The organism is Pseudorhodoferax sp. LjRoot39 (genome assembly GCF_964253035.1).
Lineage (GTDB): Bacteria > Pseudomonadota > Gammaproteobacteria > Burkholderiales > Burkholderiaceae_C > Pseudorhodoferax.
Genome location: NZ_CAXUQL020000001.1, coordinates 3,907,509 through 3,926,304, shown reverse-complemented (window position 1 = coordinate 3,926,304; position 18,796 = coordinate 3,907,509). Strand labels below are relative to the sequence as shown.

Genomic DNA, 18,796 nt, shown 5'->3' with positions numbered 1-18,796 from the left:
ATCAGCCCTGCTTGCCGTTCTTGCGGCGGCGCACGCCGGCCAGGCCCAGCAGGCCCAGGCCCACCAGCGCGACCGAGGCCGGCTCCGGCACCTCGGTCGCGACCACGCGGAACGCGAAGTTCACCGTGTAGTCCTGCCCTTCGGGCGTGGCAAAGCCATAGCAGCCGGCCTCGTAGCCCGCCGCCACGCACTGCGCGTCGGTCAATTGGGTGAACGAGGGATCGGACACGAATTCGAAGCTGTATTCGTAGCCGTTGTAGGTAAAGGATTCACCGAAAGAACCCACCAGGACGAAAATGTCGCTGCAGGGATTGGTTTCCTGTACGGGGCAGGTGGCGTTGGTATTGGGCGTTTCCAGGAAATAAACGCTGTAGGCCGTGGAAAATGCCTGCTCGACGCCATCGGCATACAGCGTCAGCACCGAATCGATCTTAGTGGTGGACAGCGTATAGCTGTTGGCGCCCAGTGCGTTGTTGTTGTAGTGGGTGTAGCTGTTGGCGGCGACGAAGCTGCCGTTGGTGTCCACGGTGCCCGTGGCCGGCGTGTTCGTGATCTCCAGGCCGCTGCGCGTGCCGGCGGCGATGCTGCCGTTCTTCTGGCCCCACTGCAGCAGCGTGTCGCTGGTCCAGTAGCTGGTGCTGCTGTTGACCGGGTTGGCCGGGTTGGTGCCCGAACTCACGAAGGTCGTCACCGAGGGGTCGGTGTCGAACGCGCTGGTGATCGCGTAGGTCCAGGTGGTGACGGGTGCCGCCGAGGCCGCGCAGGCGGCCAAAGCCAGGGTTGCCGCAAGGCCGGCGCGGGTGAATGTGATGTGTCGCATAACAGATCCTCAAATGCTGAAACAGAAGAAAGCCAACCGGGGTTGACCCTTTTGAATCAGCAATCTGCATGCCCTTCTCGATATTCTCCATTGCCGTCAGGCTCTTTGAATTGATCGAAGAATGCGGAGAATCACTGGCTGTCAGTTATTCCGACGATGGCTCTCGATATTCGGTGATTTCGATCGACATCCGGAGTATCGAAACATCACACGCATTCACTTCGGCGCACGCGGCGTCATATTCGGCCGATTCAATGCACGTGGCCGCCGGCCGGTGCGGCCTGCCCCTCGGGCACGCCCACCGGCACCTGCACCTCGCGCTGGCTGGCCGCGCCCCTGGCGTCGATGAAGCGCAGCGTCAGCGGCAGCTGCGTGCCCTTGGCCAGCGGCTGCTTGAGGTCCATCAGCATCAGGTGGTAGCCACCCGGCTTGAGCTCCACGGTCTGGCGCGCCGGCAGTGCCAGGCCGTCCTTGAGTTCGCGCATGCGCATGGTGTTGCCGTCCATCTGCATCTCGTGCAGCTCGGCCACGCCGGCCAGCGGCGTCGCCACACCCACCAGGCGCAGGCCCTGCGGCGCGCTGAGCTGCATGAAGGCGCCCGTGCCGCTCTGGCCCGGCACGCTGGGCCGGGCCCAGGCGTTCTTCACGTCCACCGCGGCCACGCCGGGCGGCAGCACGTCCAGCCGGGCCGCCGGGAACGGCAGCTTGGCGCTGGCGTCGGCACCCGGCAGCTGGGCCCAGTCGGCGCTCTGCGCGCCGCAGTCCTGGCGCACCGGGAACCACAGCGTGCCCGGCTGGCCGGTCAGCTTGCCGCGCACCACAAACTCGGCACGCTCCTTGTCGGGCAGCGCGCTGGCGGCGTCGGCCGTCCAGCGCACCTCGCGTGCGCTGCTGGCAAGCGTCCAGCCGGCGCGCGGCTGGGCCTCCACCAGCGTGAAGCCCTCGGGCAGGCGCACCGTGACGGCGGTGGTGGCGGCCGTGTCCTTGCAGGCATGGCCGACGCGGAACGCGGCCTCGTAGTCGCTGCCGGCGGCGGCCCCGCCGGGCGGCAGCGTGATGTGGGCGAAGGCCGGCGCGGCGGCGGCGATCAGGGGCAGGAGCAAAGAGCGCATGACGGTGGTCCTTGTGTCAGAGGTCGAACTGGAGCTGCGCGTGGTAGGTGCGCTGCGGATAGGGGTGGAAGGCCCAGAACTGCTGGTTGTTGAGGTTGTCGATGCCGAAGGCGGCCGACCACTGCCGGTCGATCTGCCAACGCAGCCGCAGGTCCAGCGTGAGGTAGCGGCTGGCCCCGAAGTAGGTGAAGGGGTTGGTGTCGCTGTTGTCCAGGTTGCTGTACTGGCGGCCGCTGTAGCGCGCGGCCAGCGTGGCGGACCAGCGGTCGTCGGCCCGCCAGGTGGCCAGCGCCGTGGCGCGCCAGCGCGGCACGCGCGGCTGCCACTTGCCCACGCTGGCCGGGTTCGCCGCATTGGCCACGGTCTTGCTGTTGGCGAAGGTCAGGCTGCCGGAGAGATCCAGGCCGCGCAGGGCCACATCGCTCGCGTTGGCCGCCAGCTCCACGCCGACCGTGCGCACCTTGTCCACGTTCTGCACGCGCGAGACCGTGCTATTGGGGATCAGCTGGCTGATGAGCGCATCGCGCGTGGTCTCGTGGAACAAGGTGGCGCGGGCCAGGCCGGTGCCGAGGTCGCGCTCGGCCGTGAGTTCGCTGGTCCAGGATTTCTCGGGCTTGAGATTCGGGTCGTTGACGAAGTCCAGCGCGCCGCCCGAGGTGGCGCCATACAGCTCGCCCACGGTGGGGTAGCGCACGGCGCGGCCGAGCGAGGCCTTGAGCACGGTCTGCGGCGTGAGTTGGTATGCCAACGCGGCCTTGGGCGAGACGTCGGACTGGCTGCGCGCAGCGTAGGCCAGCCGGCTGCTGGCCATGGCGCTCAGGCCGTCCTCGGCCTGCCAGCGCTCAAAGCGTGCGCCCAGCACGGCCTTCCACTGCGGTGCGAAGGCCCAGGCGTCCTGCGCCCAGCCGTACCAGGTGCTGGTGCGGCCGCCGACCTGGCTCACGAGCGCGCCACCCTCGCCGCTGCGCCAGTCGCTGGAAACCGCCGTCTTGGCGATGTTAAGTTCATAGGCATCGCGGCCCAGACCGAAGTCCACGGTGTGTTCCCCGCCGACGCCCTGCGGCCGCCAGGTGCCCTTGGCCGCGAACTGGTTCCAACCCGTGCCGTCCTGCGTCTGCAGCGTGCCAGCGCCGCCGTTGGCGGCCTGCGGCAGCGCAGTGGTGGGCGCGCGCTGGCGGTCCCGGGCGTAGTCGTACAGGCTGGCCACGAGCTCCCAGTCCCAGGTGCCCTGGGTGCGGCTCTTGAGCGAGAAGCCGTGCATCCAGTGCGTCTGCGCGTCGTCGGTCGAGGGGAAGGCCGTCGCGCCCAGCTGGTAGCTGCGCCCGTCGATCTGCACCGGGCCGCTATAGACGGGGTTGCCGGCCGCATCGCGCAGCCAGCTCTGCGACCGGCCTTCGGACTGGTTCTGCCACCAGCCCAGGGTGTAGCTGGCGCGCAGCTGCGGCGTGATGTCGTAGGCCAGCTTGAGCTTGGCCTGGTCCTGCACGGTGGTGTACTGCGTGGCGCTGCCCAGCAGCCACCAGGGCTGGCCCGTGAGGTTGCGGCCCGGCACCGCGCCCGTCACGGGCACGCCGCTGCCACCGGCCTGGCCGGCCGACTGCAGCGCGGTGGCGAAGGTCTGCGGCTGGCCTTCGCTGCGGCCGCGCTGCAGCGCCAGCCACCAGGACCAGTCGCCGCTCCTGCTGCCCAGCGAGGCGCTGGTCTGCCAGGAGGTGAAGGTGCGGTCCGTTCCGTACAGGCTGTTGGGCTGGGCCGCGTAGCCCAGGCGGATGTGGGCCTCCAGCTTCTTCGGCATGCGCGTCACGTAGTCGACCACGGCGCCGGCCGAGTTGCCCGGGTAAGCGGCCGAGAACGGGCCGTACATCACGTCCACGCGCTCGATCTCCTCGGGCGTGACCAGGCCCCAGCGCGGCGCGTAGTTCGTGCCGTTGGCGATGCCGTTGCCCAGGAAGTTCGACAGCAAAATGCCGTCGGCATAGACGGCCGAGCGTGCGCTGTTGCCCGTGCCCGAGGCGCGCGTGGACAGGATGGCGTGGTTGTAGTCGCCGATGTAGCGCTTGCGCACCAGCAGGCTGGGCAGGTACTTCAGCGCGTCCTCGGCATCGGTGGCGTTGACGGTGGTGGCGATCTGTGCGCGCGTGACGCCCTCCACGGTGGTCGGGATCTGCGTGGGTAGCGAGCTGGGCTGGCCGCCGCTGACGGTCACGACGCCCAGGGATTTCTGGCGCTCGGGCGCCGCGTCGGCGGCCTGCGCCAGGGCTGCGCCGGCCGCGAAGGCGCCCGACAGCAGCACGGTGATCTTGTGCATGGAACAACTCTCTCGGATGGCGGGCACGGCCCGCCGCTGCATGGCGAAGGAAGGGCGCAGCAGCGCTACGCCATCGATGGCAATGTCAGCCGAGCGAGGGCGGTCCGCGCGCCGGCAGCGGCGCCGCGGTGGCCGCGGCGATGCGCGCGGCGGGGATGGGCTGGACCGCATGGCCCAGCGGCAGCACGGCCGGCAGCGCGGCCGCGGTCGGCAGCGGCGGCGCGCCGCCCAGCACGCACAGCGGGCAGTCCAGGTGGCCGGCGCCCATCTCCTGCACGCCGTCGTCGGTGTGCACCACGGCCTTGATGAGGCCGGCGCCCGAGCAGATCAGCTCCATGGCCTGCGGCTTGACCACGGGCGAGGCGATGGCCGCGCCCAGCGACAGCAGGAACAGCGCGAGCACGCCGCGTACCAGGCCTGCACCCGGCCGCCGGCCTGCCACCAGGGGCATGCGGGCGATCAGGCGGAGCAAGGCGTGCATGGGGTGGCGATTGTGCATGAGGGTGTGCTCAATGCACGAAGCCGCCCTTGACGTAGCGCACCGGCTCGGCGTCCATGGCCGCGATCAGGGCCGACAGCCCATCGGCCCGCGCATCGCCCGCAGGCGCGCGCGGCTGGCCTTCCGTGCGGCACAGCAGGTCGTCCTCGGACCAGCCGGCCTGGCCCGGCGCCGAGCGCGCGCGCGCCCAGCCATCGCGGTCGGCCAGCAGCTGCGTGCCGGCCAGCGCCTCGCTGCCCGTGATCAGGGCGAAGGCCTGCCAGGCCGCATCGCCGCTGGCCACGCAGTCGAGCGCCGGTGCCGGCGCCCGCGATGCCGCGGGCCGCAGCAGCACGGTGACGAAGCGCGGGTCTTCGAGCACCTGTCCTGCCCCTTCGGCCACCACGCGCACCCGCTGCCCGCTCCAGCTGCGCAGCGGCCGCTCGCCCCGCCCCGCGCACTGCACCGCCACATCCGGCAGGCCCACGGGTTGCGGCCAGAAGCCGGCCGCGCGCAAGGCCTGGCCGGCGCCCTGGGCCTTCATGAAATCGATCAGCGCCCAGGCCTCGTCGTCGGAGAGCCGATCGCCGAAGCCGGCCATGGTGGCCTGGCCACCGCGCCCACGCACGCCGTGCAGCACATGCCACCAGAGGTCGCCATCGGCCCGCCGCCAGAGCAAGGGCCCGGCGAAGTTCGGCGGCCAGACCGGCTGCGCCGCGGCCAACGGCCCCTGGCCGCGCCCGTCCGCGCCGTGGCAGGCCAGGCAGTGCTGCGCGTAGAGCGCCTGGCCCTGCACGATGGCCTGGGCCGAGAAGCCCGTCGGCGAGCGGTGGAAGCTGGCCGGCGTGGCCGGCACCAGCAGCACGCGCGCCTCGGGCCAGGGCGCGGCCAACAGCAGCACGGGCACGCCGGCCAGCAGCAGCCAGCGGCCACGCCGCCAGAACAGGGCCAGCAGCACCAGCAGCGCGGCCAGCGCCAGGGCCGCCAACGTCCAGCCCAGGCGGCGCGCCTGGCCCAGGTCGATCAGCAGGTTCTCGCCCGACAGGCGCAAGGCGAACGGCCAGGCCGGCTGGCCGTCCAGCGGCGGCACCAACCCCAGCGCACCGAGCAGCCGCAGCAGCCCGTACTGGGCGGATTGCAGTGCGGCGATGAGCTGGTTCAGCCACTCCGTTGCAGGGGGCATCGGCTACCAGGTGGCGTCCAGGCCCAGGTGGCGCAGCGCCTCGTGGCGCAGTTCGGCCAGGCGCTGGTGACCGCGCTGGCGCGGGTACGGCAGGTCGACCTTGAGTTCGGCCGTGATGCGCGCAGGTCGGTCGCTCAGCACGATCACGCGCTGGGCCAGGAACAGCGCCTCCTCCACGTCGTGCGTGACCAGCAGCGCCGAGAAGCCGGCCCGCTGCCACAGCGCCACGAGTTCGCTCTGCATCGCGATGCGCGTGAGCGAGTCGAGCTTGCCCAGCGGCTCGTCGAGCACCAGCAGCTGCGGGTCATTGACGAGCGCGCGCGCCAGCGCCACGCGCTGCGCCATGCCGCCCGAGAGCTGGTGCGGAAAGCTCGCCGCGAAGTCCGACAGGCCCACGAGCTTGAGCGCCGCATCGACGCGCGCGCGCTGGTCCTTGAGCAGGCCGCGCGCCTGCGGGCCCAGCGCCACGTTGTCCCAGACCGTGCGCCAGGGGAACAGCGTGGGGTCCTGGAACACCACGATGCGCGAGGGATCGGGCCGCGTGATCGGCGTGCCGTCCTGCGTCAGCGTGCCGGTGGTGGCGGGCTCCAGGCCCGCGACCAGCCGCAGCAGCGTGGACTTGCCGCAGCCGCTGGGACCCAGCAGCGCGACGAACTCGCCCGGCGCGACCGTGAGGTCCACGCCATCGAGCACCTGCAGCGCGCTGCCCTTCTGTTCGAACCAGTGGCTGACCTGCTGCACCGCGATGTGCGCGCCCTTCTTCACCACTGGCGTGGCCTGCACCGTGCTCACCATTTGACCGTCCCCTTCTGCCAGGACAGCACGCGGTCGCGCACCGTGAACAGCAGCGTGATGAGGCCCGAGCACAGCACCGCCATGACCAGCAGCGCCGCGTACATGTTGGCGTAGGCGGCCCAGCCCTGGGCCCATTGCAGGTACCAGCCCAGCCCGGCCTTCACGCCCATCATCTCGGCCGTGACCAGCACCGAGAACGAGGCGCCCAGGCCCATGAACAGGCCGACGAAGACCTGCGGCAGCGCCGCCGGGATCGCCACGCGCAGCACCAGGAACCATTCGGACGCACCCAGCGTGCGTGCCACGTCGTAGTAGCTCTTGGGCACCGAGGCCACGCCCGACCAGGTCAGCACCGCGACCGGAAAGAAGGTGGCCAGCGCCACCAGGAACACGGCGGCCGAGTAGCTCGACGGCGCGAAGAAGAAGGCCAGCGGCAGCAGCGCCGAGGCCGGCACCGGCCCCAGGAAGCGCAGCAGCGGATGCACCCAGTAGCCCGCGATGCGCGACCAGCCGATCCACACACCCGCGAGGAAGCCCACGAGCGCGCCGAACACCAGGCCGTTGGCCAGCAGCCGCAGCGAGTGCGCGGTCGACAGGCCGAGCCGGCTCCAGTCCTCCACCACCACGTCGATCAGGCTCTGCGGCGGCGCGAAGAACGGCGGCGGCAACAGGCCGAGCTTGGCCGTCAGCAGCTCCCACAGCGCCAGCAGCAAGGGCGCTGCCACCAGCCACTGGCCCGCGGGCCGCAGCTTGCGGCCCACTGGGCCGGCGCGCGCGCCGAGCAATGCGACCGCCAGCACCAGTGCCGCCACCGTGAGTGCGGTGATGCCGAACGCCTCGGTGAAGGCCCAGTCGGAAAAGCCGATGGGCTTGTTGGGCCAGGCCAGCGTCAGCACGCCCAGGCCGATCCAGGCCAGGGCAGCAAGAATGCCCGTGCGCCAGATGCCGCCGGGCGGCTGCGCCTGCAGCGCGGGACGTGCCGCCGCCGGGCGCTGCGACGCGGGCTCGAAGGATGGTGCGAGTGCGCTCATGGGATCAGCCCAGCACGTCCAGCGACACGTGGTTGGCGAAGCGCACCACGTCCGTGCTCTTCTTCAGGATGCCGGCGTTGTGGAAGTCGCGCGCGAAGGCCTCGACCTCGGTGCGCAGCGGCGCGCCGGCCGGGTGGTGCTTGTAGGTCAGCTCGGCCAGCAGCTTCTGCAGGTCTTCCACGGGCACCTTGGGCGTGTACTTGTGGTAGATCTTCGCGGCCTCGTTGGGGTTCTCGGCCACGTAGTTGGAGGCCTGGGCCAGCGCGCGCACCACGGCGGCGGCGTGGGGCTTGTCCTTCTGCGCGAACTGGGCGCGCGCGCCGACCACGCAGCAGATGCGCTCGGCGTACTCGCCCTTGGCGCTGTTGCCGATCTCGGTGAACAGGCCAGGGTTGCGCTTTTCGATCAGGTACAGGTTGGGGTCGCCGTCGGCGATCGCCTGGATCTCGCCCTTCTTGACCGCGCCATCCAGCAGGTCGGCCGGGTAGACGCGCCATTCCACGTCCTTGTCGATGTCCACGCCGCGCTTGGCCAGGTGGATCGCATAGAACTGCTTGGCCGGGCTGTTGAGATCGGACACGCCGATGACCTTGCCCTTGAAGCTCTTCACGTCGCTGGTGATGCCACCGCCCTGGGCCGCCACCAGGCGCAGGCAGCCGCCGTGCACGCTGCTGACGAGCTTGACGTCCAGCCCCGCCTCCAGCGGCTTGACCCAGCGGTGGATCAGGCCCACGGCCACGTCGGCCTTGCCCGTGGCCACGGCCTCGAGCAGCTGGTCGGCCGCGCCGGCCCAGTTCAGCAGTTCCACATCCAGCCCGTTCTGCTGGAAGAAGCCGCGCTCCAGCGCCACGGGCACCGGCGTCAGGCAAAAGCCCGCCTGGCTCCAGGCGAAGGTCAGCTTGCGCGGCTGCGAGCGTGCGCGCGAGGCCAGCAGCGTGCCCGAGGCGGCCACGGCGGCGAGGCTGGCGGTGCGCACGAGCTTGCGGCGCGACCAGGTGGGTGTGTGCGGACTGTGCAGGCTGGACATGGTGAGACTCCCTCTCCGTCGTGGACCAAGAATGCAGCGACGGTAGTGGGCACTGCGTGCTTTTCCAACGCAGCAAAACGCGATTGGATATGCGCAAATGAGAGATTCACACAGCACGCCATCCCAGCGCGGTCACCTGGCCGCGAACGCTGTCATGGTGGCGTCGGCGCGACCAGGCCCGCAGCCATCCAGGCCGCCAGCCCCAGCATCGCCAGCGCGATGCCCGCGTCCAGACCCCGCCAGGCGCGCGCGTTGCCCATCCAGCGTTGCGCGTGACGGGCGCCAGCGACCCACGCCAGGAACCACACCAGCGATGCACACATGGCGCCGACGGCATAGCCCAGCCGTGATCCGGACGGCAAGGCAGCGCCGACCGTGCCGATGACGAGCACGGTGTCGAGCCAGGCGGTAGGGTTCAGCAAGGAGACGAACAGCAGTTGGCGCAAGCCGCGTCCAGCGCGGGCACTTGCGTGCGCACCGGCGCCCAGCGCCGCGGGATGGCCGATCAGCGCGCTGCGCGCCGCCTGGACCCCGTGCAGCAACAACAGCCCGATGCCCAGCACCTGCGCCGCCGACTGCAGCCCGGGCGCCGCTTGCAGGGCAGCGGACAGCCCGAGCATGCTCAACGCGATCAGCGCCACATCGCTGCCGGTCCCGATGCCGACCAGTTGCACCGCGGAACGCCCGGCCAGGGCCTCGCGCAGGATCAGGACATCCTTGGGGCCGGGGCAGATGAACATGCCCAGCCCGAGGACAAAGCCTTGCGGCAGTGCAGAGAGGTCGACCATGTCGGTGCGCTACCGACAACCTCTCAAGCTGGACCGGATTCAATGGGGGTGAGCCGGAATCATAAAGCCGCGCAGGGTCGGCGCAGCGACGCCTGTGCCCGGACGGCCCGCCGTCAGCCCAGCACGTCCACCGACACGTGGTCCGCGAAGCGCGCCGCGTTCGTCCCCGGCTTGAGCACCCCCACCGACTGGAAGTCGCGCGCATAGAACTCCACCTCGTCGCGCAGGCTGCGCCCGGTCGGGTGGTGGCGGTGCGTGAGCGTGCCCAGCAGCGCCTGCAGGTCGTCCACGCCAACCTTGGGTGCGTAGCTGGCAAACAGCTTGGCCGATTCGTTGGGGTTGTCGGCCACGTAGTCGGAGGCCTGCACGATGGAGCGCACCAGTGCAGCCACCACGGGCCTGTCCTTGCGCACGAGCTCGCCGCGCGCGCCAAGGATGCAGCAGACCTTGTCCTTGTACTCGCCCGAGAGGTTGGTGGCGATCTCCACGTAGCGCGCCTTGTTGCGCTTCTCGATCAGGTAGATGTTGGGGTCGCCGTCGGCGATGGCCTGGATCTCGCCCTTGTTCACGGCGATGTCCAGCAGGTCGGCCGGGTACTGGCGCCAGGCCACGTCCTTGTCGGCGTCGATGCCGTTCTTCTTGAGCAGGATGGAGAAGAACTTCTTGCCGGGACTGGCGATGTCGGAGACACCGATGGTCTTGCCCTTGAGGTCGGCGAGCTTCGTCACGCCGGCCTCCTTCACGCCCACCAGGCGCACGCAGCCGCCGTGCGAGCTGCCGACGATCTTCACGTCGAAGCCCGACTCCAGCGGCTTGAGCCAGCGGTGGATCATGCCGACCGCCGCATCGGCCTTGCCCGTGGCCAGCGATTCGAGCAGCTGGTCGGTCGAGCCGGTGTAGTTCGTCAGTTCCACCGAGAGGCCGTTGCGCTCGAAGTAGCCGCGCTCCTGCGCGACGACCACGGGCGACAGGCAGAAGGCCGTGGCGTTCCAGGCGAAATTGAGCTTGCGCGGCTGCGACCAGGCGCGCGCGGCCAGCAGGCCGCTGGCCGCGACGATGGCGGCGCTGCCGGTGGCGCGCAGGGCGCGGCGGCGTGTGAGGGTGGATGCGGAAGTGGTCATGGCGTGGTCCGGGAAGGAAGAACGGAGTTCATTCGATGCGCACATCGCTGTCCCTGATGACACGGCCCCAGCGGCCATGGTCCACCCGGATCAGCTCGGCGAACGCGGCGGGCTGGTTGTGCTCCACCGTGATGCCCTTGGCTTCCAGTTCGCGCACGGTCTTGGGCGCGCGCGCGATGGTCGCGATCTCGCGCTGCAGGCGTTCGACCACCGGCGCGGGCGCCCCGGCGGGCAGCACGATGCCGAACCAGCCGGAGGTGGCGAACTCGGGCAGGCCGGCCTCGGGCGCGCTCGGCACGCCCGGCAGCAGCGGCGAGCGCTGGGCGGCGGTGAGCACCAGGCCGCGCAGCTTGCCGGCCTGGATCTGCGGCGCCAGGATGGTCAGTGTGTCGACCGCCACCTGCACCTCGCCGCCCAGCACGGCCGCCACCGCGGGCGCGCTGCCCTTGTAGGGCACGTGCAGCAGGTCGGCGCCGGTCAGGCCCTTGAACAGCTCGCCGCTCAGGTGGCACAGCGTGCCGCTGCCGCAGGAGCTGTAGCTGAGCTTGCCCGGCTGCGCCTTGGCAGCGGCCACCAGCGCGGCCACCGAGTCGGCAGGAAACTTGGCATTGACCGCGACCACGTTGGGCACGGACGCCAGCAGCGAGACCGGCGTGAAGTCCTTGAGCGGGTCGAAGCGCAGGTTGGCCTGCAGGTGCGGCAGGATGGTCAGCTGGCCGCTGGTGGCCAGCGACAAGGTGTAGCCATCGGGCGCCGAGCGCGCGGCGGCCTCGGCCGCGATCGCCGTGCCCGCGCCAGGCTTGTTGTCCACCACCACGGCCTGGCCCAGCGCGTGCGCGAGCTGCTCGGCGTAGTAGCGGCCGATGGTGTCGGCCGCGCCGCCGGGCGGGAACGGCACGATGAGCTTGAGCGGCTTGCTGGGCCAGGCCTGGGCCTGGGCCAGCGGTGCGGCAAGCAGGCTGGCGGCACCGAGAAGGCCGAGCGCGATGCGTTGGAGCCTGCGCATCACGCGGCCTCGCGGCGGTTGGCGATGCGCTGCGCGACGAGTGCGCGCGTCAGCGGGATCAAGGCCCGGCCGTAGTCGCTCGCATCCTCCAGCGGGTCGAAGCCGCGGACCAGGAAGGTGCTCACGCCCAGGTCGTAATAGTCCAGCAGCGCATCGGCCACCTGCTCGGGCGTGCCGACCAGGGCCGTGCTGTTGGAGCGCGCGCCGGTCTCCTGCGCGATCGCGGTCCACAGCCGCTTGTCCACGCGCACGCCCTGCCCGGCCGCGGCCAGCAGGCGGCGCGCGCCCTCGCTCTGCTGCGGCCCGCCGCGGCCGAAGCCCTGCACCACGCGCAGCCGGCGCGTCTCGGCCAGGATGGCTTCGGCGCGGGCCCAGGCCCTCTCCTCGGTCTCGGCCAGGATGGGCCGGAACGAGACCGAGAAGCGCACGCTGCGGCCGTGCCTGGCCGCCTCGGCGCGCACGCGCGTGGTCAGCTCGCGCGCCTGGTCGAGGGACTCGCCCCACAGCGCGTAGACATCGGCGTACTTGCCGGCCACGGGGATCGCCGCCTCGGATGCGCCGCCGAAATACACCGGCACGTGCGGTTGGCCGTTGCGCGTCTGCACCGGCTTGACCTCGGAGAACGCGTTGCGCGCGCGGTAATGCGCGCCCTCATGGTCGAACGGCTTGTCCGCCGTCCAGACCTTGTGCAGCACCTCCAGGTACTCGTCGGTGCGGGCGTAGCGCTGGTCGTGGTCCAGCCAGTCGCCGTCGCGCTTTTGCTCGTCGTCGGAACCGCCCGAGATGTAGTGCACGGCCAGCCGGCCGCCGCTGAACTGGTCCAGCGAGGCGAACTGCCGCGCCGCCAGCGTGGGCGCCACGAAGCCGGGCCGGTGCGCCAGCATGAAGCCGATGCGCTCGGTGACCGAGGCCGCGTAGGCCACCGTCAGCGTGGCGTCGGGGCCGGTGGAATGGTGGGGCACCAGGATGCGGTCGAAGCCTGCGGCCTCGTGGGCCTGGGCGAACGCGCGCACGTAGTCGCGGTCGACGGCGGGGCCCTGGGCGGCGTGGATCTCCGAGACCTTCTGGCTCTGGATCATGCCGATGAATTCGACTTGGCTCATGTTGACTCCGGTTGATCGGCGCGACAGTAGCCAGCCGAGCACGCAATCCAAACGAAGAAAAGCAAGCATGCATATGCAGCCCGCAAGTTTGGGCAGAGGGGCCAGGCCGATAGCCTCGGCCGGTCCCCACGATCAGCCCTCTCCATGAACGCCCCCCTGCTCTACCGCCTGCCCAGCGCACCCGCCGTTGCCGGCCTGCATCCCGCCGTGCTGGCCCGCCTCACGGCCCAGCTGGCCGCCGGTGCGGCCGAGCTGGACGCCAGCGGCGCGTTTCCGCAGGCCAACTTCGCGGCGCTGCACGCGGCTGGCCTGGTCGCGCTGGTGGTGCCCAAGACCTGGGGCGGCGCGGGCGCCGGCCTGGCCGAGGCCCGCCGCGTGGTCGCCGCACTGGCCCATGCCGAGCCAGCCACGGCGCTGATCCTCACCATGACCTACCTGCAGCACCTGGCGCTCGCGCACGAGGGCAGCCGCTGGCCGCTGGCACTGCGCGAACGCGTGGCGCGCGATGCCGTGCGCGACGGCGCGCTCATCAACGCACTGCGTGTGGAGCCGCTGCTGGGCTCGCCCAGCCGCGGCGGCCTGCCCGGCACCGTGGCGCGCCGCACAAACGACGGCTGGCGGCTGTCGGGCCACAAGCTGTACTGCACCGGCATCGAGGGCCTGCACTGGCTGGCCGTCTGGGGCCGCACCGACGAGGCCCAGCCGCGCACGGGCGTGTTCCTGGTCCCGCGCGAGGCGACCGGCATCCGCATCGAGCGCAGCTGGGACCACCTGGGCCTGCGCGCCTCGGGCAGCCATGAGGCGGTGTTCGACGACGTGCCGCTGCCGCTGGAGAACGCCGTCGACCTGCGTGCCCCGGCCGACTGGGCGCCCGGCGCCGGCAGCCCGGCCGAGCAGCAGGCCCAGGCGCTGCACCAGGCCTGGATGGCGGTGCTGCTGGGCGCGCTCTACGACGCCGTGGCGCGCGCCGCGCGCGACTGGTTGCTGGGCTTTCTGCGCGAGCGTGCACCGGGCAGCCTGGGCGCGCCGCTGGCCAGCCTGCCGCGCACGCACGAGGCGCTGGGCGAGATCGAGGCCCTGCTGCGCAGCAACCGCGTGCAGCTCGACGATGCCGTGGCCGCGGTGGACTGCGGCGAGCCGCCTGCGGTGGCCGACAGCGGCCTGCTCAAGCACAGCGTGACGGCCCAGTCCATCGAGGCCGTGGAACGCGCGCTCAAGCTCTGCGGCAACCATGGCCTCACGCGCCACAACCCGTTGCAGCGCCACTTGCGCGACGTGCTGTGCGGCCGCGTGCACGCGCCGCAGAGCGATGCCGTGCTGGCCGCGGCCGGGCGGCGCGCGCTGGGCCTTTAGCCTCCATCCACTGCGCGCTGGACGCATAAGCAAGCGCGCGAAGCTTCCTTGGCCCCCTGCTGCGCCGCGCCTACAGTGGCTGCGTCGCGCCTTTCAGCGACTGCTCCCTTGGAAGGGGATTTGGGCCCCATGCCGGCCGGCATGGGGCTTTTTTTCCAGCGATGTTTTGGCCATATAGAACCTACGAATCAATCGTTTGAGATTTGTGTGTCGCCCCGAACAATGCGGCACGATGAACTTCCAGCAATTGAGATCCGTGCGCGAAACCGTGCGCTGCGGCTTCAACCTCACCGAAGTGGCCCACACCCTGCACACCTCGCAACCCGGCGTGAGCCGGCAGATCCGCGAGCTGGAGGAAGAGCTGGGCATCGACCTGTTCGTGCGTGCCGGCAAGCGGCTCACAGGGCTGACCGAGCCCGGCGCCCATGTGCTGCCCATCATCGAGAACATCCTGCAAGGCAGCCACAACCTGCGCACCGCGGGCCAGGAGTTCGTGGCGCAGCAAAGCGGCTCGCTCTCGATTGCGGCCACGCACACCCAGGCCCGCTATGCGCTGCCCACGGCGGTGCAGGAGTTCCGGCTGCAGTTCCCCAACGTCAGGCTGCACCTGCACCAGGGCTCGCCGCGCCAGGTGGCCGAGATGCTGCTGTCGGGCGAGGCCGACATCGGCATCGCGACCGAGGCGCTGGCCCAGTACGCCGACCTCGTGGCCCTGCCCTGCTACCGCTGGACCCACTCCATCATCGTGCCGCCCAACCACCCGCTGCTGGACGGCCCGCTCAGCCTGGAGAAGCTGGCGCGCTATCCGCTGATCACCTACGGCGCGGGCTTCACGGGCCGCGGCCACATCGACCAGGCCTTCGCCAAGCAGCGCATCGAGCCGCGCATCGTGCTGAGTGCGATGGACGCCGACGTGATCAAGACCTATGTGGAACTCGGCATGGGCGTGGGCATCGTCGCCTCCATCGCCTTCGAGGCCGAGCGCGACACCCAGTTGCGCGCCATCGACGCGGGCGCGCTGTTCGGCATCAACCTGACCAAGCTGGCCTTGCGCCGCGGCAGCTACCTGCGGGCCTACGTCTACGCGCTGATCGAGTCCTTCGCACCGACGCTGCAGCGCAGCGTGGTCGACCAGGCCATGGTGGCCGACAAGGATCGCGCGACAGCCGAGGGCTACGAGATCTGACGCCACGTAGTCGCAGGCCCACGCCAGCGCGCGCGGCCAGCCGACTGCGCCGGTGGCGGCCCCTGTTTACGCTTGTGCCATCCCAACGACAACGGATTGCACCATGAAGACTCCCCGCCACCTGGGCCTGATCGCCGCCACCGCCATCGCCCTCGCCGGCCTGCTGCCCACGGCCCAGGCGCAGGACACCACACGCGAACAGCGCATGGACCAGGCCCTGCAGAACTACCGCAACGGCAACACCGACATGGCCCCAGCCGCGCGCGACGCGCAGCCGGCTTACCGCAGCGCCGACCCGCGCAACCCGCAGCCCGGTCCGGCCGCCCGCGCGGAGCAGAACATCAAGGAAGGCGCGCACAATGCCGGCGCCGCCATCAAGCGCGGCGCGCACCGTACGGGCGAGGCCATCAAGCATGGCGCCCAACGCACCGGCGAAGCCGTGGGCAACGGCATGGAACGCAGCGGCGATGCCATCCGCCGCGGCGGCGAGAAGCTCAAGGACAAGAGCGCCAGCTGACCCGCTCGGTGGGTGACTGGAGTCATCCACCATCCAGCCGAAAAAGGCCCCGCTGCCGCGCCGGCAGCGGGGCCTGCGACTTGCCCGGCAGGGGCCGGCGGCGCTAGGCTCAGGGATCGCCCACCACCGGGAAGATCCATGCAGCCAGCCAGCCTTGCCGCGCCACGCCTGATCGGTCGTTCGCCCGCCTTCCTGCAGGCCTTGCAGCTGATCGAGCGCATGGCCCGCTTCGACGCGCCGGTGCTGATCCGGGGCGAAACCGGCACCGGCAAGGAACTGGCGGCGCGTGCCATCCACTACCGTTCGGCGCGCCAGCACGGGCCCTTCGTTCCCGTCAACTGCGGCGCACTGCCCGAGACGCTGGTCGAGACCGAGCTGTTCGGCTGCGAGCGCGGCGCCTTCACCGACGCGCGCCAGGCCCGCACCGGCCTGGTGGCCGCGGCCGAAGGCGGCACGCTGTTCCTGGACGAGCTCGACGCGCTGCCGCCGCGCGCCCAGGTCGCCCTGCTGCGCTTCCTGCAGGACCAGCGCTACCGCCCGGTCGGCGGCGCGCGCGAGTGCAGCGGCAACGTGCGCATCGTCGCGGCCGCCAGCCCGCGGCTGGACGCGCTGCTGGACGGCCACCACTTCCGCGACGACCTGGTGTTCCGCCTCAATGTGCTGCTGCTGGAGCTGCCGCCGCTGCGCGAACGCCCGGGCGACGCCCAGCTGCTGGCCGAGCACTTCCTGGTCGAGCACCAGCGCCAGCATGCGCTGGCGCCGCGCCGGCTGACCGCCGCCAGCCTGGACTGGATGGCCTGCCACGCCTGGCCCGGCAATGTGCGCGAGCTCGACAACCGCGTGCAGCGCGCGCTGATGTTGTCCGATGGCGACACGCTGGAGCTGTCGCCCCAGCCGGCACTCACGCGGGTGACCGTGGTCACACCAGCCAGCGTGGCCCCTGGCGCGCTGCGCAGCTTCCACGATGCGCGCGAGGAGTCGCTGCTGCAGTTCGAGCGCGACTACCTGCAGGCCCTGATGCAGCAGACCCAGGGCAACGTGACCCACGCCGCCCGGCTGGCCGGCAAGGAGCGGCGCGCGCTGGGCAAGCTGCTCAAGAAGCACGGCCTGTAGCAGCAACCGGGGCGGCGGCCGACCCAGCGGGTCCGCCGCGCCGGGTCGCCAGCGACCCACCTGCCCCCGGCGTGCGGCAAGAACGCCAATCCCATCAATCACTTGCGTGCGGCCTGCGGGCTGGCACGGCGTTCGCAATGGCATGGTCAGATGGACTGGGGGGTGTGATTGCACGATCCGGCGGAACCAGCGTGGCGGCAGGCGCAACAGGTGATCCTGGACTACCTCGCGCGCCACCCGTTCGCGGCCGATTCCGAGGACGGCATCGCGCAGTGGTGGCTGGGCAAGGCCGGGGTGCTGGTCACGGCGCAGGAACTGCAGCAGGCGCTGTCTGCGCTGCTGCAGCAGGGCCGGATCGAGCGGGTGCCGTTGCCGGGCCACGGCGCGATCTACCGCGCACCACGCTCCCCGTCGGGCAGGCATTGAACGACATGACGCGACAACCATGGCCAACATCCAGGCGATCCACTCGGTGGGGCAGTCCCTCGTGACCTACCTGCGCAACACCTACCCGGCCGAGGTGGCTGGCCAGGCCATGCCCGAGTGCGACTTCGCGCTGCTGTCCTCGGGCGAACTCGCCGTGCCGCAGGACGACGCCACGCGGCTCACGCTGTACTGCTACCGACTGACCGTCAACGAGCACCTGCGCCAGGCCCGGCCCGACCGCATGTCGCCCGAGCAGCAACCGCCGCTGGGCCTGGATGTGCACCTGCTGCTGACGGCCTGGGCCGGCAACCCGCAGGACGAGCTGCTGCCCATGGCCTGGGCCATGCGCCAGCTCTACCAGCACCCCATCCTGGACGCGTCGGCGCTGTCGCCCGAGGCCGGCTGGGGCGCCGACGAGGTGGTGCAGATCATCCCGTCCGAGCTGTCCACCGAAGACATGATGCGCATCTGGGACGCGCTGGAGCCGCCCTACCGGCTGTCGGTCTCCTACATCGCGCGCCGTGTGCGGCTGGATCCCGATGGCCTGCTCGACGCCGCACCGGTCGTCGCCACGCGCCTGGCCTACGGCAGCGCCATCGCAGCGGGGACGCCGTCGTGAGCACGCTGGCGCTGCGCGAACTGGAACGCGTGGAAACACGCGTGCTGGGCGCCGTGCGCTGCATCGACGCCGTCACGCGCACGCAGATCGACACACCGCTGCAACTGCAGCTGGCTGGCGGCAGCGTGCGGCGCAACCGCAGCGGCCTGTACGTGATCGTGCGCGCCGATGCGCTGGCCGCGCACGAAGCCGCCTTCGCACTGCCGCCAGCGGCGCCCGCGATCGGCAGCGTCGAATTGCCGCTCCGCGTGCACGACCCGCTGGGCCGCTACCTGCCGCGCAGCACGACCCTGGCCCTGCCGCGCGACCCCGTTCCCGGCCAGCCCGACGGCCTGTTCGCACCCATCGAACTCGCGCTCTACCCCGCCGCCGCCGCCCCCACCGGCGCCAACTGGTCGCTGCTGCGCGCCAGCCTGCACGCGCAGGCCAGCGGCGATGCGCTGGGCGGCGCACTGCTGCTGGTGCGCGCCGATGGCCGCGTGCTGGCGCGCGGCCTGTCCGACTGGCGCGGCGAGGCCCTGGTGCCGGTGCCTGGCGTGCCCGTCACGACCTGGTCGGACGATCCGGACGCCGTGGTCGTCAGCGAACTGGCGGCCGAACTGCAATGGGTGTTCGATCCTGAAGCCGGCCTGCGCACGCCGCTGGCCGTTGTACAGGCCGGCCGCGCGCCCGCTGTGCTGCCACTGGTCGACCCCGATCTGCTCGAAGCCCGCGCCGCCACGCTGCCGAACGCCACGCAGGCCGTGGCGCTCGCAGCGGGCCGCAGCCTGTCCCTGTCCCTCGTGCTCGCCGTGCCATGACAGCCGCGCG

At 71.2% G+C, this 18,796-nt stretch carries 19 protein-coding genes; 7 read left to right on the top strand and 12 right to left on the bottom strand.

Features of this window, described 5'->3' with window-relative positions:
• Position 1: 1 nt before the first annotated feature.
• The 12 genes from ACSQ4M_RS18265 to ACSQ4M_RS18210 form a co-directional block, all read right to left on the bottom strand.
• Positions 2 to 820, bottom strand: coding sequence for a THxN family PEP-CTERM protein (locus tag ACSQ4M_RS18265; protein ID WP_436190844.1), 819 nt, complete (start codon positions 818 to 820; stop codon positions 2 to 4).
• A gap of 251 nt (positions 821 to 1,071) precedes the next feature.
• Complete coding sequence (locus tag ACSQ4M_RS18260) at positions 1,072 to 1,932, bottom strand: copper chaperone PCu(A)C (protein WP_436190843.1); 861 nt, start codon at positions 1,930 to 1,932, stop codon at positions 1,072 to 1,074.
• A gap of 16 nt (positions 1,933 to 1,948) precedes the next feature.
• Positions 1,949 to 4,240, bottom strand: a complete 2,292-nt coding sequence (locus ACSQ4M_RS18255; RefSeq protein ID WP_436190842.1) for a TonB-dependent receptor — start codon at positions 4,238 to 4,240, stop codon at positions 1,949 to 1,951.
• Between the two features lie 85 nt (positions 4,241 to 4,325).
• Positions 4,326 to 4,691, bottom strand: coding sequence for a DUF2946 family protein (locus ACSQ4M_RS18250; protein WP_436194038.1), 366 nt, complete (start codon positions 4,689 to 4,691; stop codon positions 4,326 to 4,328).
• Between the two features lie 58 nt (positions 4,692 to 4,749).
• A complete protein-coding gene (locus ACSQ4M_RS18245) occupies positions 4,750 to 5,901 on the bottom strand; it encodes a c-type cytochrome (RefSeq protein ID WP_436190841.1) in 1,152 nt (383 codons plus the stop codon).
• A 3-nt stretch (positions 5,902 to 5,904) separates the two neighbouring features.
• Positions 5,905 to 6,696, bottom strand: a complete 792-nt coding sequence (locus ACSQ4M_RS18240; RefSeq protein ID WP_436190840.1) for an ABC transporter ATP-binding protein — start codon at positions 6,694 to 6,696, stop codon at positions 5,905 to 5,907.
• Complete coding sequence (locus ACSQ4M_RS18235; RefSeq protein WP_436190839.1) at positions 6,690 to 7,727, bottom strand: ABC transporter permease; 1,038 nt, start codon at positions 7,725 to 7,727, stop codon at positions 6,690 to 6,692. The genes ACSQ4M_RS18240 and ACSQ4M_RS18235 overlap by 7 nt, the downstream gene beginning before the upstream one ends.
• Positions 7,728 to 7,731: 4 nt before the next feature.
• Positions 7,732 to 8,754: an ABC transporter substrate-binding protein gene (locus ACSQ4M_RS18230; protein WP_436190838.1), complete on the bottom strand. Its 1,023-nt coding sequence runs from the start codon at positions 8,752 to 8,754 to the stop codon at positions 7,732 to 7,734.
• A 152-nt stretch (positions 8,755 to 8,906) separates the two neighbouring features.
• Positions 8,907 to 9,542: a LysE/ArgO family amino acid transporter gene (locus ACSQ4M_RS18225; protein ID WP_436190837.1), complete on the bottom strand. Its 636-nt coding sequence runs from the start codon at positions 9,540 to 9,542 to the stop codon at positions 8,907 to 8,909.
• A gap of 113 nt (positions 9,543 to 9,655) precedes the next feature.
• Positions 9,656 to 10,663 (bottom strand): ABC transporter substrate-binding protein, encoded by a 1,008-nt coding sequence (locus ACSQ4M_RS18220; RefSeq protein ID WP_436190836.1) that lies wholly within the window; start codon positions 10,661 to 10,663, stop codon positions 9,656 to 9,658.
• A gap of 28 nt (positions 10,664 to 10,691) precedes the next feature.
• Complete coding sequence (locus ACSQ4M_RS18215) at positions 10,692 to 11,669, bottom strand: tripartite tricarboxylate transporter substrate-binding protein (RefSeq protein ID WP_436190835.1); 978 nt, start codon at positions 11,667 to 11,669, stop codon at positions 10,692 to 10,694.
• On the bottom strand, positions 11,669 to 12,772 hold the full coding sequence (locus tag ACSQ4M_RS18210) for an LLM class flavin-dependent oxidoreductase (protein WP_436190834.1): 1,104 nt from the start codon (positions 12,770 to 12,772) through the stop codon (positions 11,669 to 11,671). Before ACSQ4M_RS18210 ends, ACSQ4M_RS18215 begins: the two co-directional genes overlap by 1 nt.
• A gap of 144 nt (positions 12,773 to 12,916) precedes the next feature.
• Here ACSQ4M_RS18210 and ACSQ4M_RS18205 point away from each other — a divergent pair, with 144 nt between their 5' ends.
• The 7 genes from ACSQ4M_RS18205 to ACSQ4M_RS18175 all read left to right on the top strand — a co-directional run bounded on the left by ACSQ4M_RS18205 (position 12,917) and on the right by ACSQ4M_RS18175 (position 18,786).
• On the top strand, positions 12,917 to 14,125 hold the full coding sequence (locus tag ACSQ4M_RS18205; protein WP_436190833.1) for an acyl-CoA dehydrogenase family protein: 1,209 nt from the start codon (positions 12,917 to 12,919) through the stop codon (positions 14,123 to 14,125).
• 232 nt (positions 14,126 to 14,357) lie between these two features.
• The gene (locus ACSQ4M_RS18200; protein WP_436190832.1) at positions 14,358 to 15,311 is read left to right on the top strand and encodes a CysB family HTH-type transcriptional regulator; all 954 of its coding nucleotides are present in this window, start codon (positions 14,358 to 14,360) and stop codon (positions 15,309 to 15,311) included.
• Positions 15,312 to 15,414: 103 nt separating this feature from the next.
• Positions 15,415 to 15,828, top strand: coding sequence for a hypothetical protein (locus ACSQ4M_RS18195; protein ID WP_436190831.1), 414 nt, complete (start codon positions 15,415 to 15,417; stop codon positions 15,826 to 15,828).
• 138 nt (positions 15,829 to 15,966) lie between these two features.
• Positions 15,967 to 16,941 carry a sigma 54-interacting transcriptional regulator gene (locus tag ACSQ4M_RS18190; protein WP_436190830.1) on the top strand — a complete coding sequence of 325 codons (975 nt, stop codon included), beginning with the start codon at positions 15,967 to 15,969 and terminating at the stop codon, positions 16,939 to 16,941.
• A 210-nt stretch (positions 16,942 to 17,151) separates the two neighbouring features.
• Positions 17,152 to 17,367, top strand: a complete 216-nt coding sequence (locus ACSQ4M_RS18185) for a hypothetical protein (RefSeq protein WP_436190829.1) — start codon at positions 17,152 to 17,154, stop codon at positions 17,365 to 17,367.
• A 19-nt stretch (positions 17,368 to 17,386) separates the two neighbouring features.
• Positions 17,387 to 17,986 (top strand): DUF4255 domain-containing protein, encoded by a 600-nt coding sequence (locus ACSQ4M_RS18180; RefSeq protein ID WP_436190828.1) that lies wholly within the window; start codon positions 17,387 to 17,389, stop codon positions 17,984 to 17,986.
• Complete coding sequence (locus tag ACSQ4M_RS18175) at positions 17,983 to 18,786, top strand: hypothetical protein (RefSeq protein WP_436190827.1); 804 nt, start codon at positions 17,983 to 17,985, stop codon at positions 18,784 to 18,786. Before ACSQ4M_RS18180 ends, ACSQ4M_RS18175 begins: the two co-directional genes overlap by 4 nt.
• The last annotated feature ends 10 nt before the right edge of the window (positions 18,787 to 18,796 follow it).

What these genes read in the sequence shown, in the direction of transcription:
- ACSQ4M_RS18195 (WP_436190831.1), top strand. Translation starts at nt 15,415, where the DNA reads ATGAAGACTCCCCGCCACCTGGGCCTGATCGCCGCCACCGCCATCGCC.
- ACSQ4M_RS18255 (WP_436190842.1), bottom strand. Translation starts at nt 4,240, where the DNA reads ATGCACAAGATCACCGTGCTGCTGTCGGGCGCCTTCGCGGCCGGCGCA.
- ACSQ4M_RS18250 (WP_436194038.1), bottom strand. Translation starts at nt 4,691, where the DNA reads ATGCCCCTGGTGGCAGGCCGGCGGCCGGGTGCAGGCCTGGTACGCGGC.
- ACSQ4M_RS18205 (WP_436190833.1), top strand. Translation starts at nt 12,917, where the DNA reads ATGAACGCCCCCCTGCTCTACCGCCTGCCCAGCGCACCCGCCGTTGCC.
- ACSQ4M_RS18180 (WP_436190828.1), top strand. Translation starts at nt 17,387, where the DNA reads ATGGCCAACATCCAGGCGATCCACTCGGTGGGGCAGTCCCTCGTGACC.
- ACSQ4M_RS18190 (WP_436190830.1), top strand. Translation starts at nt 15,967, where the DNA reads ATGCAGCCAGCCAGCCTTGCCGCGCCACGCCTGATCGGTCGTTCGCCC.
- ACSQ4M_RS18235 (WP_436190839.1), bottom strand. Translation starts at nt 7,727, where the DNA reads ATGAGCGCACTCGCACCATCCTTCGAGCCCGCGTCGCAGCGCCCGGCG.
- ACSQ4M_RS18210 (WP_436190834.1), bottom strand. Translation starts at nt 12,772, where the DNA reads ATGAGCCAAGTCGAATTCATCGGCATGATCCAGAGCCAGAAGGTCTCG.
- ACSQ4M_RS18245 (WP_436190841.1), bottom strand. Translation starts at nt 5,901, where the DNA reads ATGCCCCCTGCAACGGAGTGGCTGAACCAGCTCATCGCCGCACTGCAA.
- ACSQ4M_RS18225 (WP_436190837.1), bottom strand. Translation starts at nt 9,542, where the DNA reads ATGGTCGACCTCTCTGCACTGCCGCAAGGCTTTGTCCTCGGGCTGGGC.
- ACSQ4M_RS18240 (WP_436190840.1), bottom strand. Translation starts at nt 6,696, where the DNA reads ATGGTGAGCACGGTGCAGGCCACGCCAGTGGTGAAGAAGGGCGCGCAC.
- ACSQ4M_RS18230 (WP_436190838.1), bottom strand. Translation starts at nt 8,754, where the DNA reads ATGTCCAGCCTGCACAGTCCGCACACACCCACCTGGTCGCGCCGCAAG.
- ACSQ4M_RS18220 (WP_436190836.1), bottom strand. Translation starts at nt 10,663, where the DNA reads ATGACCACTTCCGCATCCACCCTCACACGCCGCCGCGCCCTGCGCGCC.
- ACSQ4M_RS18260 (WP_436190843.1), bottom strand. Translation starts at nt 1,932, where the DNA reads ATGCGCTCTTTGCTCCTGCCCCTGATCGCCGCCGCCGCGCCGGCCTTC.
- ACSQ4M_RS18215 (WP_436190835.1), bottom strand. Translation starts at nt 11,669, where the DNA reads ATGCGCAGGCTCCAACGCATCGCGCTCGGCCTTCTCGGTGCCGCCAGC.
- ACSQ4M_RS18265 (WP_436190844.1), bottom strand. Translation starts at nt 820, where the DNA reads ATGCGACACATCACATTCACCCGCGCCGGCCTTGCGGCAACCCTGGCT.
- ACSQ4M_RS18200 (WP_436190832.1), top strand. Translation starts at nt 14,358, where the DNA reads ATGAACTTCCAGCAATTGAGATCCGTGCGCGAAACCGTGCGCTGCGGC.